A 15,121-nucleotide genomic window follows, 5' to 3' on the forward strand; every position below is an offset into this window, starting at 1 on the left:
CGCACGTACGCGAAAGGGCCCCCACCGCGCGGTGGGGGCCCTTTCCAGTACGCCCAGAAACTCAGCCGGAGACTCAGACGGTCCGGAACGCCAGGACCACGTTGTGACCGCCGAAGCCGAACGAGTTGTTGATCGCCGCGATTGTGCCCTGAGGGAGCTTGCGGGGCTCGTCGCGCACGACGTCCGCGTCGACCTCCTCGTCGAGGTCGTCGACGTTGATGGTCGGCGGGGCCGTGCGGTGGTACAGCGCGAGCACCGTCGCGACCGTCTCGATGCCGCCCGCGCCGCCCAGCAGATGGCCCGTCATCGACTTCGTGGCGGAGACCGCGACATGGTCGAGCTCGTCGCCCAGGACCTTGCGCAGGGCCTTGATCTCGGCGACGTCGCCCTGCGGGGTGGACGTCGCGTGCGCGTTGAGGTGCACCACTTCGGACGGCTTGAGGTCCGTCGAGTCGAGCAGATTCTGCAGCGCGGTCGCGATGCCGCGGCCACTCGGCTCGGGCTGCGCGATGTGGTGGCTGTCCGCGGACAGGCCCTGGCCCAGCACCTCGCAGTAGACCTTCGCGCCGCGCCGCGCGGCGTGCTCGGCCGACTCGAGGATGACGACGCCCGCGCCCTCGCCGAGTACAAAGCCGTCACGGGCCTTGTCGTACGGGCGAGAAGCCTTCTGGGGCTCGTCGTTGTTCTTGGACATCGCCATCATGTTGGCGAACGCCGCTACGGGCAGCGGGTGGATCGCCGCCTCGGTGCCGCCCGCGACGACCACATCGGCACGGCCGGTGCGGATCATCTCGACGGCGTAGCCGATCGCCTCGGCGCCGGACGCGCACGCGGAGACCGGAGTGTGCACGCCCGCCCGGGCGTTCACCTCAAGGCCGACGTTGGCGGACGGGCCGTTCGGCATCAGCATCGGAACGGTGTGCGGGGAGACACGGCGTACGCCCTTCTCCTTGAGCACGTCGTACTGGTCGAGCAGAGTCGTTACGCCACCGATGCCGGAGGCGATGACCGTACCCAGACGCTCGGGCAGGACCTTCTCGTCCTCGCCCGCCGGAGCGGTGTAGCCGGCGTCGGCCCAGGCCTCGCGTGCGGCGATCAGCGCGAACTGCGCCGAGCGGTCCAGCTTGCGGGCCAGCGGGCGCGGCAGGACCTCGCCCGGGTCGACCGCCGCGGGCGCGGCGATCCGGACCGGGAGGTCGGCGAAGCGCTCGCCGTCGAGGGGCTTCACCCCGGAGCGCCCGGCGAGCAGACCCTCCCAGGTCGATGCGCTGTCGCCACCCAACGGTGTGGTTGCGCCGATACCGGTGACGACCACGGTGCGATTGGTCGAGCTCACAGGAATTCTTTCTCCACGTGTAGGGGGTGCTGAATTGTCACGGCGCCACCGTCAGGTGGCGACAAACGCGTTCAGGCTCAGGCCTGGTGCTTCGCGATGTAGTCCGCGGCGTCGCCGACGGTCTTCAGGTTCTTGACGTCGTCGTCCGGGATCTTGACGTCGAAGCGCTCTTCGGCGGCGACGACGACCTCGACCATGGACAGGGAGTCGACGTCCAGGTCGTCGGTGAAGGACTTGTCCAGCTGGACGTCCTCGACCGGGATGCCGGCGATCTCGTTGACGATCTCCGCGAGACCGGTGACGATCTCTTCCTGCGTGGCGGCCATGTGGCGCTCCTTCGGTTTGTATCAGAGGGTGTGGCGTCCGGAAGATCCGGTTGCTTAGGGGAGGGTAACGACCGTCGCGGCGTAGACGAGACCCGCCCCGAAGCCGATGACGAGCGCGGTGTCACCGCTCTTCGCCTGTCCGGTCGCCAGGAGCCGCTCCATGGCGAGCGGGATCGAGGCGGCCGAAGTGTTGCCGGTGGTCTCCACGTCACGGGCGACCGTGACGTGCTCCGGCAGCTTCAGAGTCTTCACCATCGAATCGATGATCCGCATATTGGCCTGGTGCGGAATGAAGACGTCCAGGTCGTCCGCGCTGATTCCGGCCGCGTCCAGCGCCTGCTGGGCGACCTTCGCCATCTCGAACACGGCCCAGCGGAAGACCGCCTGGCCCTCCTGCGTGATCGCCGGAAACTTCTCGACCTTGCCCTCGCGGTAGTCGTCCCACGGCACGGTCTGCTTGATGGTGTCGGACTTGTCGCCCTCGGAACCCCACACGGTCGGGCCGATCTGCGGCTCCTTGGCGGGGCCCACGACGACCGCGCCGGCCCCGTCGCCGAACAGGAAGGCCGTCGCGCGGTCCTCCAGGTCGGTCAGATCGCTCAGCCGCTCGACGCCGATGACGAGTACGTACTCGGCGGAGCCCTCGACGACCATGCCCTTGGCGAGGGTCAGTCCGTAGCCGAAGCCCGCGCAGCCCGCGGAGATGTCGAACGCGGCCGGCTTGACCGCGCCGATCTTGTCCGCGATCTCGGTGGCGACGGCCGGGGTCTGCTTGAAGTGCGAGACGGTGGCGACGATCACGCCGCCGATCTGCTGCGGGCTGATCCCGGCGTCCGCGATCGCCTTGCCGGCCGCCTCGACGGACATCGCGCTCACGGTCTCCTCGGGGGAGGCCCAGTGGCGGGTGGCGATGCCCGAGCGGGAGCGGATCCACTCGTCGGAGGAGTCGATCGTCTCGAGGATCACCTCGTTGGGCACGACCCGGGTCGGGCGGTAGCCGCCGACACCCATGATGCGTGCGTACGGGGCGCCCTGGCTGGGCTTGATCTTCGACATTGCTCTACGGCTCCTTGTCAGGAAGAGTGCTCGGCGACGAGCGTGCGGGCCGCCTCGAGGTCGTCGGGGGTCTTGAGCGCGAGGGTCTGCACGCCCGGCAGGGCGCGCTTGGCGAGGCCGGTGAGCGTGCCGCCGGGGCAGACCTCGATCAGACCGGTGACGCCCTGCTCCTTGAAGGTCTCCATGCACAGGTCCCAGCGGACCGGGTTGGCGACCTGGCCGACCAGCCGGGCGATGACCTCGTCGCCGGTGGAGACCGTGCGGCCGTCCTTGTTCGAGATGTACGGCAGGACCGGGTCGGAGACCGTGAGGTCCGCGGCGGCGTCCTGGAGGGTCGTGACCGCGGGCGCCATGTGGTGCGTGTGGAACGCGCCGGCCACCTTCAGAGCGATCACGCGCGCCTTCTCCGGCTTGTCCTCGGCCAGCGCGGCGAGTTGCTCGGCGGTGCCGGCGGCGACGATCTGGCCGGCGCCGTTCACATTCGCCGGGGTCAGGCCGAGCTTTTCGAGGTGGGCGACGACCTGCTCGGGGTCGCCGCCGAGGACGGCCGACATGCCGGTCTCGGTGACCGCGGCGGCCTCGGCCATCGCCAGTCCGCGCGTGCGTACGAAACCGAGCGCGGCGGCGTCGTCGATGACACCCGCGAACACGGCCGCGGTGATCTCACCGACGCTGTGGCCCGCGACTGCGCCGGGCAGCACAGCACCCAGCGCGTCGGCCGACAGCAGGCCGGCGGCGACCAGGAGCGGCTGTGCCACGGCAGTGTCGCGGATCTCGTCCGCGTCGGCCTTGGTGCCGTAGTGGGCAAGGTCGAGCCCGATGGCGTCGGACCAGGCCGCGATGCGGTCTGCGGCGCCGGGGAGGTCGAGCCAGGGAGTCAGGAAGCCGGGCGTCTGAGCGCCTTGGCCGGGAGCGACGAGTACGAGCACCCTCACACTCTCTCTTGAGGACGGCTCAAACCGCCCGTGAGGACAGGGACCAAGAACCGTCAGGGGAATTGTTGGTGTTCGACAAAAGTCTAGGACTGCGAATCCCCGTCGGCCAGACGCCCCAGGATCAGCGCGATTCGCAGAGTGAACGCGGAGCGCACATCGGAGGGTGACCATCCGGTGACGTCGGTCACACGTCGGAGCCGGTAGCGCACGGTGTTGGGGTGGACGAAGAGCATCCGGGCGGCGCCCTCGAGACTGCTCGCCTGCTCCAGATAGACGCTCAGTGTTTCCAGCAGCGCCGACCCCGCTTCCTCCAGCGGTCTGTAGATCTCCTCCACCAATTGCTCACGCGCGGCAGGGTCCGACGCGATCGCGCGCTCCGGCAGCAGATCGTCCGCGAGGACCGGGCGTGGCGCGTCCTGCCAGGCCGAGCACGCCTTGAGCCCGGCGGCCGCGGCCTGCGCGGACCTGGTCGCGGCGAGCAGGTCGGGGACGACGGGGCCCGCGACCACGGGGCCGGCCGCATAAGGCCCGATCAGCGCCTTGGCGACGTGCAGTGGATTGTCGCTGCCGCCCGCGATGACGACGAGCCGGTCGCCGAGGACTCCGGTGAGGACCTGAAGCTTGGCGTGCCGGGCGGCCCGGCGGATCGCCTCGACGGTCAGTTCGCTGTCCCCGTCGGGCGCGGTGCCGAGGATGACGCAGACATGCTCCGGCGAGTTCCAGCCGAGCGCGGCGGCGCGGGAGACCGCGCCCTCGTCGGCCTCGCCGGACAGTACGGCGTTCACGACGAGGGATTCCAGGCGGGCGTCCCACGCGCCACGTGCCTCGGCGGCCTGGGCGTACACCTGGGCGGTCGCGAAGGCGATCTCGCGCGCGTAGACGAGCAGGGCCTCGCGCAGCACGGATACGTCGCCGGGGGCGGCGACTTCCTCGATCGCCGTCTCCATGACCTCGATGGTGGTACGCACCATCTCGACGGTCTGGCGCAGGGTGATCGCCCGGGTCAGTTCGCGCGGAGCCGTGCCGAAGACATCGGTCGAGATCGCCTGCGGGGTCTCCGGATGCCGGAACCACTCGGTGAACGCGGCGATGCCGGCCTGGGCGACCAGGCCGATCCACGACCGGTTCTCCGGGGGCATCGCCCGGTACCAGGGCAGCGTTTCGTCCATGCGCGCGATGGCGTTCGCGGCGAGCCGGCCGGAGGACTGCTCCAGGCGGCGCAGGGTCGCGGGATGCGGGTGGGGGGCGTTCGCTGCAGGTTCGGGCACGGGACAAGACTGCCTTATCGGGACGGGTGCACGGAGTGGCGGGGCCTCCTTCTTCGTGCCGCCCTCGCATCGCTGGGCGCCGGGGCGCCTCGCGAGCTTCGGGGGGCCTGCGCCGGACTCCGTGCGCGAACGGGCCGGCCGCGGCAGCCGCCCGCGCGGGTCTACGGTGGGACCCGTGATTGACGTACGGCGCTCCGCCGACCGCTTCCGCGGCGGCGACCCCGCCTCGGGCATCGAGTCCTTGCACGCCTTTTCCTTCGGGCGCCATTACGACCCCGACAACCTCCGCTTCGGCGCGATCCTCGCCTGCAACGAGGAACGTCTCGAGCCGGGCGCGGGTTTCGACGAGCATCCGCACAGCCACACCGAGATCGTCACCTGGGTCGTCGAGGGCGAGCTCACCCACCGCGACTCGGCGGGCCACGCGACGGTGGTCGGGCCCGGGGACGTCCAGCGGCTCAGCTCGGCGGGCGGGGTGCGGCATGTGGAGCGCAACGACGGGGACGCGCCGCTGGTCTTCGTACAGATGTGGCTCGCGCCGCTGTCACCGGGCGGCGACCCTTCGTACGAGATCGTGCGCGGCATCGCGGACTCGACGCCGTATGCGCTGCCCGAGGCGGGCGCGATGCTCCATGCCCGCCGCCTCGCCCCGGGCGAACGCACGGCGGTCCCGGACGCGGCGGCTGTGTACGTCCATGTGGTGCGTGGCGAAGTGCGGCTGGGGGACGCGGAGTTGGGACCGGGCGACTCGGCACGGATCGTGGACGCGGAGGGCCTGGAGCTGGCGGCGGGGGCGGGCCCGGCAGAGGTCCTGATGTGGGAGCTGTCAAGCCCGTCCGGCGTCTGAGGGGCGGGGACGGGGGCCGGGGGCAGAGCCCCGCGTCGGCCCGCCGCAGGCGCCCGCCTCAGCGCAGCTCGGCGAGCACCGCATCCGTGAACGGCGGCCACGCCTCGATGGCCCACGGTCCGAACGCCCGGTCCGTGAGTGCAACGCACGCCGCGCCCACCGACGGGTCGATCCACAGGAACGTGCCCGACTGGCCGAAGTGGCCGAAGGTGCGCGGCGAGGACGAACTGCCCGTCCAGTGCGGGGACTTGGCGTCCCGGATCTCGAAGCCGAGTCCCCAGTCGTTGGGCTTCTGGTGCCCGTAGCCGGGGAGGATCCCGGATAGGCCGGGGTGCACGACCGTCATCGCCTCCAGCACCGTGCGGGAGTCAAGCAGACGCGGGGCCTGCACCTCCGCGGCGAAGCGCACCAGGTCGTCGACCGTCGAGACACCGTCCTTCGCCGGCGAGCCGTCCAGGGTGGTCGCCGTCATGCCCAGCGGCTCGAGCACCGCCTGGTGCAGATACTCCGCGAACGGGATCTCCGTAGCCTTGGCGATGTGGTCGCCGAGCACCTCGAAGCCCGCGTTGGAGTACAGCCGGCGGGTGCCGGGCGGGGCCGTCACGCGATGCTCGTCGAAGGCCAGGCCCGAGGTGTGGGCGAGCAGATGACGGACCGTCGAGCCCTCCGGGCCCGCCGGCTCGTCGAGTTCGACGGCCCCCTCCTCGTACGCCACGAGCGCCGCGTACGCCGCGAGCGGCTTGGTGACGGAGGCGAGCGGGAAGCGCTGCGAGGTGGGGCCGTACGAGCCGGCGACCGTGCCGTCCGCTCGTACGACAGCGGCCGCCGCGGTCGGTACCGGCCAGTTCTCGATTATCGCCAGGCTCTGCATGGCTATGAGCCTAGAGGGTCAGTCTCATCGCGGGATCGGGGGTGCGGACGAAGCCGAGTGAGGTGTACAGCGGCTCGCCGTCGATGGAGGCGCGCAGGTCGATCCTGGGTACGCCGCGCTCGCGGAACCAGGCCAGGAGCGCCTCCATGCAGGCCCGGGAGTAGCCGCGGCGTCGCATGTCCGGATCGGTGGCCACACTGCTGTGCTCTCCCGGGGGACACCCCCGGACCCCCGTCATAGCCGGACGTGCCGTGCGGATTGCCGGGGCCGCCGAGCCGGTGTTCGATCGTGCCGACCGCACAGGCCGCGAGGCCCCCGGGGCGCACGACGACGAACGCGGTCAGGTCGCCGGCCGGGTCGGCGAGCTTCTTGCGCAGGGTGTCGACGGCGGCGGGCTGCCAGCTGACGTCGGGATTCGGCCCGAGATGCGAGTCCTGCATGACCTTGCGGAGGCGGACCAGCTCTTCGGCGTCTTCCGGGGTGGCGCGGCGGGCGAGGCTCATGCGACCGGAGGCTAATCGGGGGCACACGAAAACTGCCATCGGTTTCTGCTTGCTTTGAGTGCACTCCAGGGTTCTAGCGTTGAGGGCATGACGCTGATCGAGACCCAGCCGGACAGGACGGACATCTGCGCCGCTGCGCCGCGCGCGCATCCCCGCGCCGAAGGGCAGGACCGCTACACGATCAGCGAGGTCGTCGCCTTCACCGGCCTCACCGCGCACACCCTGCGCTGGTACGAGCGGATCGGGCTGATGCCGCACGTCGACCGGTCGCACACCGGGCAGCGGCGCTTCACCAACAGCGACCTGGACTGGCTCGCCTTCGTCGGCAAGCTGCGGCTGACCGGGATGCCGGTAGCGGACATGGTCCGCTACGCCGAGCTGGTGCGGGAGGGCGAGCACACCTTCGAGGCACGGCAGGAGCTGCTGCAGCAGACGCGGCGCGATGTGAAATCGCGCATCGCGGAGCTACAGGACACGCTCGCCGTGCTGGACCACAAGATCGACTTTTACGCGGACGCCCGGCGGGCGTCGGAGAGGCTCTGAACCTGATGAGCAACAGCAAGATGGCACAGGTGCGGCTCGGGAGCGGCGGACCGCTGGTCGGCGTGCAGGGACTTGGCTGCATGGGCATGAGCGAGTTCTACGGAGAGACCGACCTGGCGGCCGCCCGGGACACCCTGGAGGCGGCGCTTGAGGCGGGCGTCACGTTCTTCGACACGGCCGACGCGTACGGACGCGGGGCGAACGAGGAGTTCCTCGCTCCGTTCGTCGCGGCGCACCGCGACGAGATCACGCTGGCCACGAAGTTCGCCCTGGAGCGGACCGACGACCCGCACTACCGCGGCATCCGCAACGACGGCGCGTACATCCGCAAGGCCGTCGAGGACAGCCTGCGGCGGCTGAAGACCGACGTCATCGACGTGTACTACATGCACCGCCGCGACCCGGCCGTGCCGTTCGCCGAGTCCGTCGGCACGATGGCCGAACTGGTCGAGCAGGGCAAGGTCAGGCACCTCGGGCTGAGCGAGGTCACCGGCGCGGAACTGCGCGAGGCGCACGCCGTGCACCCGATCGCCGCGCTGCAGTCGGAGTGGTCGCTGTTCAGCCGGGACGTGGAACGCAGCGCGGTGGGCGCGGCGGCGGAGCTCGGCGTTGCCTTCGTGCCGTACTCACCGCTCGGCCGAGGCTTCCTGACCGGCGCGTTCGCGGACGCCGGCAAGGAGCTGTCGTCGGACGACTACCGCCAGTACCAGCCGCGCTTCACCGGCGACAACGCCAAGACCAACGCGGCGCTGCTCGAGCCCGTACACAAGATCGCGGCGGCGCACGGGGCGACGGCCGCGCAGGTCGCCCTCGCCTGGGTGCAGCAGCAGGCCGATGTGCACTCGCTCGCCGTGGTCCCGATACCCGGCACCCGCAAGACCAGCCGGCTGCTCGAGAACGTCGGCGCGACCCGACTGACGCTGACCGCCGACGAGCTGGCGGTGCTGGAGCCGATAGCCGGGCAGGTGGCGGGAGACAGGTACCCGGACATGTCGTCGACGTCGGCGGCCCGCGAGTAGCCCGTACGCCGGGGACGGGCCGGTGAAGGCGGGCAACACGCCCCGCCGGCCCTCCCTGGAGGCGCTCACAGCTGCGCGAGCAGCTCCGCCTTCTTCGTGCTGAACTCCTCGTCCGTCACCAGACCCGCCTGGTGCAGTTCGCCGAGGTGCCGTATCCGATCGGCGATGTCGGCCGGGTCGCGCCGCCCCGCCCGCAGCGCCGGTACAGAGGCCGAGCCGGTATTCCGTACGGATTCGAGCACCGCGGCCGCGAACGGCAGCGACTCGTGCACCGGCCCGTACCTCAGCCCGAACAGCACCGTGGCCGGGTCCTGGTCCGCCTGCATGGGCCTGGCACCCTCGTCGCCCGGTTCGTCGCCGCGCCGCAGCAGCCGCAGATACCCGTCGAACGCCTCCGGTGAGCGCCACTCGACCCCGCTGAGCTCCGCAACCGGGAAACTCTGGTCGCCCGCCTTCCACTTGGCGGACGACGCGCCCGTCCACGACCAGCGGAAGGCGACGTGCGAGCCGTCGAAGGAGGCCTTTCCGTCGTACGCCTTGAAGCCCAGCGGGGCCTCGGGCGCGGCCACGGCGTACCGCTCGGCGGGCTTGTCCGCGTCCGCGGGGAGCAGGCCGCGCAGTTCGTCGGCGTAGTACTCGGCGAGCGTCTCCCGCTCCGCGGGCAGCACAACACGGTACGGGTCGCAGCCCTCCTTCAACTGCCCGGCCGCGGCCTCCATCAGCGGGTCCGCGCCGGGTCTGGGCACCGCGTGCAGCACCACCGTGCCGCGCTTACCCGGGGAGAGTGTCACCGATGCCAACGCCTCGTGGGGGATACGGCGTTCACGAAGCGTCTGAAACAGCTTCGGCGTGCGGAGCCCCCGTTCGAAGCGGATGAGCACGGAGTCGGTCTCGAACTCCCAGGTGGCTTGAATTCCGGCCAGCACATCACCCATACGCATCATCGTAGGCGGCGTGCGCCCGCGCGTCTGTATCGGTGCGAGGCCCGATCCGCGACGCTCTACGCGCGTCAGGCCGCCTCGTTGCCGTAAATATCGCTGCGGCATGTGTCATCTTCGCTTGCGCAGCTCACGCTGTGGTACGAACCGACACCTATCTGAGCGAAGTTGCTGATGCTCTCCGTACCCGGCTCGAAATAGCCGGTGTGGCCGACCGCGCCGGTCGCGGAGAGCACCCGCGCCCCGAACGCCGGCGTCACCGGATCCTCGCCGTGCCCGAGGCCGCCCATTTCGAGATGCGGCACCCCCTGGATCCAGTCGTCGCTGTCCCGCATGGCCCAGACCCGGGCGCGTGCGTTCAGCCCGGCGACGTTCTGGGCGCGCATGCCGGGGCTGCCGGCCACCGCTATGTCTTCCACCCGGTCGGGCAGTTGGCGGGCCGCGACTCCGCAGACGACGGAGCCGTAGCTGTGGCAGAACAGCGCGATCCTGGAGTCGCCGGGCAGCCCGTTCGTGAGCGCGGCCAGCCGGACCGCGCCGCTCTCGGCGAGGCGGCCGATGGCCGAGTCCATGCCGACGCCGACGGGCGCTGTGTAGTCGGCCCAGGCGATGACGGCGATACGCGTACCAGGGGATGCGGCCCGTTCGGCGGCGTACAGCGACTGCGCCATGCCGAGGGGCGCGGTGTACTTGCGGACGGTCCTTTGGAAGGTGAGCAGATTGGTGTCGACGCCGGGGACGATCACCGAGACGCGCTGGGCACGTTCGAGGTCGCCGAGCACCTCGGCGACCCTGCCGGACCCGGACGGGTCGAAGGCGAGGATCTGCCGGTCGGCGCTCATCAGCGCTTGGAAGCGGTGCATACGGCGGATTGCCTCGCTGTGGCCTTCCGCGGTGAGGTTGGGGTCATTCACGCGCTTGCTCTCGAGCTCGAGCGAGTGTGCGAGGGCCTTGCGGTTGGCGCGGTAGCGCAGGGTGACCGGGGCGCCGTTGAGATTGCCGACGACGAGCGGGTAGTGGTCGGCGAGTCGGGCGCGTTGCGCACTGCCGAGCGAGCCGAAGAAGGTGGCGAGCCGATGCGGCGCCGAATCGGTCCGGGGCAGGGCTCGCGCCCCTATCCGGGCCTTGGTCCATCCGGCCAGCTCGGCCTCAAGAGCGTTACGGGGACCGCCGTGATGTCGTACGGCGGTCCAGCCGGTGGTCGCCAGCATGATGAACACGACCGCGAGGGCGAGGAGGGCGCGCCATGCGGTCAGGGTGGGGGCGGAGTCGAAGGAAGTCACTGCGGGACACCCTAGGAGACGCGTGAGGGAGCTCGCGAAGACCGTGAGGGAGATCACGTGTTACCGGGGGAATGAGAGGAAGCCCGTCACACTCCGTGCGCGAGGGGCGTACGCTCCGGCGTGGCGTCGCGGTTGCCGAACCAGGACCGTTCGGCTGCATCGCCGGGTCCGTGGCGGGGGCTGCCGCAGGTGCGCTGCCCGGCTGCCGCGGGTGCCGGACCGGCAGCCGGTGCCTACGTGCCCGAACGGGCAGCCCGCGCCCCCCAGTTCTCCGCCAGCGCCGGGCCCAGGTGGTCCAGGTATGTCTCCGTGAGGCTCCTGAGCGCCTCCATGCTCGCGTCCTCGCCCTGGCCCCACAGCCGGCCCGTAACCCGCATCACCCCGCTGAACGCCGCCACCGCGACCCGTGGCCTCGGGTCCGTGTTCACGTCCATGCCCTCGCGGTCCGCGATCAGGCGGGCGATCTCCTCCTCGACCTCCGTGGAGCGCCGCAGATGGACGGCGAGCAGCGCGGGCGTCGACTCGATCAGCTGGCAACTGCGCATATGCAGATCGAGGGGGATGATCGCCTCGATCGCCTCGCCGATCGTGTCCCACGCCCCCAGCACCGCGTTCCGCAGCGCCTCGAACGGCCCCTCCTGCGCGGGCCGTTCGCGCACCGCCGAGATGATGTGGGACTCGGCGAGCTGCTGGACGGCGAACGCCGCCTCCTCCTTGTTGGCGAAGTACCGGAAGAACGTGCGCTGGGAGACCTCGACCGCGTCCGCGATCTCGTCGACGGTCGTCTGCTCGTACCCCTTGGTCGTGAACAGCTCCAGCGCGGCGCGCACCAGCGCGTCACGGGTCCGCTGCTTCTTGCGCTCCCGCAGACCTGTCGGCTCGACCGTCACTTCATGGTCCTCTTTCTGACACTTCGGCCGACTCAGCTTACCTGCGAGCTACGTGGCAGTTACCGACTTGTGAATCGGTTTGTCAACTGTCAGTCGCTGACATTAGTCTCCGGGCATGACTAGTCAGACCGCCGTCGAAAAGGCGCCGCAGGACCCCCAGGACGCCGCCCCGGCACCGGTCAAGGGGCTGCGTGGCCACCCCTGGCTGACGCTCTTCTCGGTGGCCATCGGCGTGATGATGGTCGCGCTGGACGGCACCATCGTCGCGATCGCCAACCCGGCGATCCAGAAGGACCTCGGCGCCACGTTCGCCGACGTCCAGTGGATCACCAACGGCTACTTCCTCGCCCTCGCCGTGACCCTGATCACCGCCGGCAAGCTCGGTGACCGCTTCGGCCATCGGCAGACCTTCCTCATCGGTGTCGTCGGATTCGCCGCCGCGTCGGGGGCCATCGGGCTGTCCGACAGCATCGCCCTGGTGGTCACCTTCCGCGTGCTCCAGGGACTGTTCGGCGCGCTGCTGATGCCCGCAGCGCTCGGCCTGCTGCGCGCCACCTTCCCCGCCGAGAAGCTGAACATGGCGATCGGCATCTGGGGCATGGTCATCGGCGCCTCCACCGCCGGCGGCCCGATCCTCGGCGGCCTGCTCGTCCAGCACGTCAGCTGGCAGTCGGTCTTCTTCATCAACGTCCCGGTCGGCATCCTCGCGGTCGCGCTCGGCGCGCTGATTCTCAAGGACCACCGCGCGAAGAACGCGCCGAAGTCCTTCGACATCCTCGGCATCGCGCTGCTCTCGGCGGCCATGTTCTGCCTGGTCTGGGCGCTGATCAAGGCCCCGGAGTGGGGCTGGGGCGACGGGCAGACCTGGGGCTTCATCGCTGTATCCGTCGTCTGTTTCGCGCTCTTCGCCCTCTGGGAGACGAAGGTCAGGGAACCGCTCATACCGCTGAAGCTGTTCCGCTCCGTGCCGCTCGCGGCGGGCACGGTCCTGATGGTGCTGATGGCCATCGCCTTCATGGGCGGCCTGTTCTTCGTCACCTTCTATCTGCAGAACGTGCACGGCATGAGCCCCGTCGACAGCGGTCTGCACCTGCTGCCGCTCACCGGCATGATGATCGTCGGCTCCCCGCTGGCGGGCGCGCTGATCACCAAGTCGGGCCCGCGCATCCCGCTGGCCGGCGGCATGGTGCTCACGGCGGTCGCCATGTTTGGCATGTCGACCCTGGCCACGGACACCGGCAGCCTGCCGATGTCGGTCTGGTTCGCCCTGCTCGGCCTCGGCCTCGCGCCGGTCATGGTCGGCGCCACCGAGGTCATCGTCGGCAACGCCCCGATGGAGCTCTCCGGCGTCGCGGGCGGCCTGCAGCAGGCAGCCATGCAGATCGGCGGCAGCCTCGGTACGGCGGTGCTCGGCGCGGTCATGGCCTCCAAGGTCGACAGCGACCTCGCGGGCAACTGGATCGATGCCAAGCTCCCGCCGCTCACCCCCGCCCAACTGGACCAGGCGTCGGAAGCCGTTCAGGTGGGCGTGCCGCCGGTGGCGCCCGGGACCCCGCCCGCCATCGCCGAGAAGATCGTCGGCGTGGCCCACGACACCTTCATTTCGGGCATGAGCCTGGCCTGTCTGGTCGCCGCCGGTGTCGCGGTTGTCGCGGTCTTCGTGGCCCTGCTGACCAAGCGCGGCGCGAACGCCGAGCCGGGTGCGGGCGCGGCCCACATCTGACGCCCACCCCGTCTGATGCTCCGGATCTGACGTCACGCTGACGTCACGCTGACGTCGGGCTGACGTCAACCGCGCGCGTACGACAGCCCCGCCGGGCCCGCCCGGCGGGGCTGTCACCTATCCGGGTGATGTGCGCCGTACCCCCTTCCCCGCCCCGTCCGCCGCAGGTCAGGGTGCGGTCAAGTATCAGCAAGTGATCAGTACGACACGGGGGTTGACCGATATGCGCAAGATCGTCACGGCCGTAGTCCTGGCCGCAGCAGTACTGGCGCCGCAGACGGCGACCGCCGCGCAGCCCCGCCTCGGGGAGTGCGCGGCGGGCGAGCTCTGTCTCTGGGAGAAGGGGAACTTCAAGGGCGCCCGCCAGACCCATGAACTGTCCGGTACGGACATCGAGAGCTGTGTGCCGCTGCCGCCGGGCATCACCGCACAGTCGCTCGCCAACCGGACCGGGCGGCCCGTCACCACGTATCAGTCGGCGGAGTGCGAGGAGACGGGCGAGTTCGACACCTACCCGGGCGGCGGCACCTGGGTGCCCCAATCGCCGTACGGGGTAAGGGCGTTCAAGATCTGGGAGAGCTAGGGGAGAACTGGCCGACGGGCTGCTCGGAGACAGAGCCCGCCGCCGGCACGGGCGCAGAGCCCGCCGCCGGTACGGGAGCGGGGGCTGCGGCGACCGCTCCCGACAGCCGCCCGATCTCCGTCCGCAGCCCCTTGACCTCCTGCGTGAGCGCTTCGAGGAGCGCCGTCTGCCGGCGCTCCTCCGCGTCGTCCCGCTCGAAGCGGGAGATGAACCACGCCGCGATATTGGCTGTGACGACACCGAGCAGCGCGATCCCCGAGAGCATCAGCCCGACCGCGAGCACCCGCCCGAGTCCCGTCGTCGGCGCGTGATCGCCGTATCCGACTGTCGTCATCGTCGTGAACGACCACCACACCGCGTCGCCAAGCGTCTTGATGTTCCCGCCGGGCGCGTCCCGCTCCACATGCAGCACGGCCAGCGAGCCGAACATCATCAGCCCCACCACCGCGCCCCCGACATACGTCGTCATCGTGACCTGCGGCGCCATCCTGGCCCGCCGGCCCACCAGCAGCAGCGTGGAGACGACCCGCAGCAGCCGCAGCGGCTGCACCAGCGGCAGCACCACCGCGACCAGGTCCAGCGGATGGCTGCGCACGAACAGCCGCTTGCCCGGCGCCAGCGCCAGCCGTACGAGGTAGTCGAAGGCGAACGCGCCCCACACGACCCACTCGATGACCGTGCAGACGGTGTGCACCCAGGGGTCCGCGTCGGGCGTGACGATGGGCACGGCGTACCCGACGGCGAACGCCACGGCGAGCGTCAGCAGGGGCTTTTGCATGCGCTGTTCCCACCGGACCTGCGCTGTTCGTTGCTTCATGCCACGCGTCGTCATGCCACGCATCGTAAGGAAGCCGAAGGGCGGCGGGACCCGCCCGGGGCCCGCGTCGCTCGACGCACTTGCCCCGGGCGTCGACAGCGAAATCCCGGCGCCCGTCTCGGCACTCACCCCTCAGTGCTCCCTCTTCCGTTGCGGATCGAGCACGACGGCCAGGTGCTGTCC

General features: G+C 70.5%; 15 protein-coding genes and 1 pseudogene. 5 read left to right on the forward strand and 11 right to left on the reverse strand.

The features are described from left to right. Window positions 1-73: 73 nt before the first annotated feature. From fabF to ACWDO5_RS32310, 5 genes are all read right to left on the reverse strand, one after another. Window positions 74-1,336 carry a beta-ketoacyl-ACP synthase II gene (gene fabF, locus ACWDO5_RS32290; RefSeq protein WP_450534069.1) on the reverse strand — a complete coding sequence of 421 codons (1,263 nt, stop codon included), beginning with the start codon at window positions 1,334-1,336 and terminating at the stop codon, window positions 74-76. 77 nt (window positions 1,337-1,413) lie between these two features. Then, on the reverse strand, window positions 1,414-1,662 hold the full coding sequence (locus ACWDO5_RS32295; protein WP_078077492.1) for an acyl carrier protein: 249 nt from the start codon (window positions 1,660-1,662) through the stop codon (window positions 1,414-1,416). Window positions 1,663-1,716: 54 nt separating this feature from the next. After that, window positions 1,717-2,718 (reverse strand): beta-ketoacyl-ACP synthase 3, encoded by a 1,002-nt coding sequence (locus tag ACWDO5_RS32300; protein ID WP_450534072.1) that lies wholly within the window; start codon window positions 2,716-2,718, stop codon window positions 1,717-1,719. 17 nt (window positions 2,719-2,735) lie between these two features. Next, window positions 2,736-3,647 carry an ACP S-malonyltransferase gene (locus ACWDO5_RS32305; RefSeq protein ID WP_450534073.1) on the reverse strand — a complete coding sequence of 304 codons (912 nt, stop codon included), beginning with the start codon at window positions 3,645-3,647 and terminating at the stop codon, window positions 2,736-2,738. Between the two features lie 89 nt (window positions 3,648-3,736). Continuing rightward, window positions 3,737-4,921, reverse strand: a complete 1,185-nt coding sequence (locus ACWDO5_RS32310) for a PucR family transcriptional regulator (RefSeq protein WP_450534074.1) — start codon at window positions 4,919-4,921, stop codon at window positions 3,737-3,739. A 166-nt stretch (window positions 4,922-5,087) separates the two neighbouring features. Between ACWDO5_RS32310 and ACWDO5_RS32315 the strand changes: the two genes are divergently transcribed. Beyond that, window positions 5,088-5,768, forward strand: a complete 681-nt coding sequence (locus tag ACWDO5_RS32315; RefSeq protein ID WP_450534075.1) for a pirin family protein — start codon at window positions 5,088-5,090, stop codon at window positions 5,766-5,768. A 58-nt stretch (window positions 5,769-5,826) separates the two neighbouring features. Here ACWDO5_RS32315 and ACWDO5_RS32320 read toward each other — a convergent pair whose 3' ends face one another. Both ACWDO5_RS32320 and ACWDO5_RS32325 read right to left on the reverse strand, forming a co-directional pair. After that, window positions 5,827-6,639, reverse strand: a complete 813-nt coding sequence (locus ACWDO5_RS32320) for a serine hydrolase domain-containing protein (protein WP_450534076.1) — start codon at window positions 6,637-6,639, stop codon at window positions 5,827-5,829. 10 nt (window positions 6,640-6,649) lie between these two features. After that, a pseudogene (locus ACWDO5_RS32325) lies at window positions 6,650-7,142 on the reverse strand (GNAT family N-acetyltransferase). Window positions 7,143-7,229: 87 nt separating this feature from the next. Between ACWDO5_RS32325 and ACWDO5_RS32330 the strand changes: the two are divergent. Both ACWDO5_RS32330 and ACWDO5_RS32335 read left to right on the forward strand, forming a co-directional pair. Next, window positions 7,230-7,685 (forward strand): MerR family transcriptional regulator, encoded by a 456-nt coding sequence (locus ACWDO5_RS32330; protein WP_450534078.1) that lies wholly within the window; start codon window positions 7,230-7,232, stop codon window positions 7,683-7,685. A 5-nt stretch (window positions 7,686-7,690) separates the two neighbouring features. Beyond that, a complete protein-coding gene (locus ACWDO5_RS32335; RefSeq protein ID WP_450534079.1) occupies window positions 7,691-8,704 on the forward strand; it encodes an aldo/keto reductase in 1,014 nt (337 codons plus the stop codon). 65 nt (window positions 8,705-8,769) lie between these two features. On the opposite strand, the gene ACWDO5_RS32340 is transcribed toward ACWDO5_RS32335, so the two are convergent. The 3 genes from ACWDO5_RS32340 to ACWDO5_RS32350 form a co-directional block, all read right to left on the reverse strand. Next, the gene (locus ACWDO5_RS32340) at window positions 8,770-9,639 is read right to left on the reverse strand and encodes a DUF4429 domain-containing protein (protein WP_450534080.1); all 870 of its coding nucleotides are present in this window, start codon (window positions 9,637-9,639) and stop codon (window positions 8,770-8,772) included. A gap of 74 nt (window positions 9,640-9,713) precedes the next feature. Further along, window positions 9,714-10,925 (reverse strand): alpha/beta hydrolase, encoded by a 1,212-nt coding sequence (locus tag ACWDO5_RS32345; protein ID WP_450534081.1) that lies wholly within the window; start codon window positions 10,923-10,925, stop codon window positions 9,714-9,716. 233 nt (window positions 10,926-11,158) lie between these two features. Then, a complete protein-coding gene (locus ACWDO5_RS32350; protein ID WP_450534082.1) occupies window positions 11,159-11,815 on the reverse strand; it encodes a TetR/AcrR family transcriptional regulator in 657 nt (218 codons plus the stop codon). A gap of 115 nt (window positions 11,816-11,930) precedes the next feature. Here ACWDO5_RS32350 and ACWDO5_RS32355 point away from each other — a divergent pair, with 115 nt between their 5' ends. Together ACWDO5_RS32355 and ACWDO5_RS32360 are read left to right on the forward strand one after the other, a co-directional pair. Next, a complete protein-coding gene (locus ACWDO5_RS32355) occupies window positions 11,931-13,538 on the forward strand; it encodes an MFS transporter (RefSeq protein ID WP_450534084.1) in 1,608 nt (535 codons plus the stop codon). A 223-nt stretch (window positions 13,539-13,761) separates the two neighbouring features. Continuing rightward, a complete protein-coding gene (locus tag ACWDO5_RS32360; protein WP_450534087.1) occupies window positions 13,762-14,121 on the forward strand; it encodes a peptidase inhibitor family I36 protein in 360 nt (119 codons plus the stop codon). Here ACWDO5_RS32360 and ACWDO5_RS32365 read toward each other — a convergent pair. Beyond that, complete coding sequence (locus ACWDO5_RS32365; protein ID WP_450534086.1) at window positions 14,102-14,938, reverse strand: potassium channel family protein; 837 nt, start codon at window positions 14,936-14,938, stop codon at window positions 14,102-14,104. The two genes, ACWDO5_RS32360 and ACWDO5_RS32365, sit on opposite strands and share 20 nt — an antisense overlap. Window positions 14,939-15,121: the final 183 nt, after the last annotated feature.

Source organism: Streptomyces sp. NPDC000880 (assembly GCF_053599675.1).